2 protein-coding genes are annotated in these 1,340 nt (G+C 55.3%); both read right to left on the bottom strand.

All coding sequences use genetic code 11. The features are described 5' to 3' along the window. Positions 1-8: 8 nt before the first annotated feature. Positions 9-302, bottom strand: coding sequence for a type II toxin-antitoxin system RelE/ParE family toxin (locus EKD05_RS25470; protein WP_129678448.1), 294 nt, complete (start codon positions 300-302; stop codon positions 9-11). Positions 303-798: 496 nt separating this feature from the next. Further along, positions 799-1,050 (bottom strand): DUF433 domain-containing protein, encoded by a 252-nt coding sequence (locus tag EKD05_RS25465; protein WP_129678446.1) that lies wholly within the window; start codon positions 1,048-1,050, stop codon positions 799-801. Positions 1,051-1,340 lie beyond the last annotated feature (290 nt).

Genomic DNA, 1,340 nt, shown 5'->3' with positions numbered 1-1,340 from the left:
CACCGTTTTCATAACGTGTACTCCTTTCCGCGAACATAGAGCGTATTCCCATCCTTGTAGCCAACTGCAAGAATGGACACCACCATATCATCAATAATGACATCATAAAAAATGCGGTATGGCCCTGCGCGTAATTCCCAACGTGCCAACTGATTCGGTCGCAAGTATTTCCGTTGTTGGGTCGGGCGATCCGGCTCCTGTCCTAGTTGGCTTTCAATCGCAGCCACAATCCGTTGTTGGTCGTACTTACGAAACCATCGTATATCTTCGCGTGCTGATGCAGTAAAGGTAATTGTGTACATACGATCCGCGAACCGTGTCATAAAACGATGAAGCGCAGTATAGCATACCAAATCCGCATCTGCTGATAGACAAGGTTTCAGAAGGGCCGGATCAACTTTACGCGCGACTCAGAGTGCCGCCTTCAGTCGGCTAAGCCGGACGCCGACTGAAGGCGGCACTCCCTGATGTCATGCGCCAAAGCCATAAGGATGGTGGCCTCCCTCAGCGCAAGCAACGATCTGCTGGTGCGACGGTAGTCGGTGTGGGGCGGCGCGAGGCGGCGCTGGAACGATGCCCCGCTGGGTCGCGTGGGTGTTGGGACAACGCGCCGAGGGGAGGGTTGCGCCAGCGGCGTTGGGTTGCACCGCCTACATGTGGATGATCAGTGCAGTTCGGCTTATTTCGATATACTCGTTTGTTGCCAACGCTTGTTCAAGGTCAGCGATGTATCGCGTAAATAAAGCGATAAGGTGATCTGTGCGAGGCGGCGTGGCAGATGGGCATCAACGAGGAAATTCATGCAGCTATCGTCTGAACACGCTTAATCCGGCTGAGGCGGGTTGCATAGGCGAGTACCGCATAGAGATCTTCGCGCTCGAGATCATCGTAATCGTCCAAGATCGCATCCATTGTCATCCCGGACGTCAACAACTCAAGCATGATCTCGACCGGATAACGAAGCCCACGAATACAGGGCTTTCCGTGGCAGATATCCGGGTCAATGGTAATGCGCGTAAGCAGTTCGTCGGTTGTCGGCAAGTGGGGCATCCGCGCCTCCTTCTCGAGTCGGCTCTCGGCTCATCACGCACAGTATAGCATAGACAGGAGTTGTTGCGGTAGCACGGGTGTTCTTGCGCCGCCGGCAGCTTCCATAGACCGGCACGGCTGACGACACACGACCACGTTGGAGAAAACGCCCAGGTTCAGGCACGCGCCAGCGGCGTCGCCTGCACGCCCACGAGGGCAGCGTGATCGCGCTGTCCTGGTTCTTTTCTAATCGATGCCTAATTCTGCTTTCAATGTCGCAAGATCCATCGTTGCAGGTTCGTTCGCGCGCT

Source organism: Candidatus Chloroploca sp. Khr17 (assembly GCF_004138165.1).
Taxonomy (GTDB): domain Bacteria; phylum Chloroflexota; class Chloroflexia; order Chloroflexales; family Chloroflexaceae; genus Chloroploca.
Note: the sequence above shows the minus strand (reverse complement) of the source record. Positions and strands in the feature narration are given on the sequence as shown.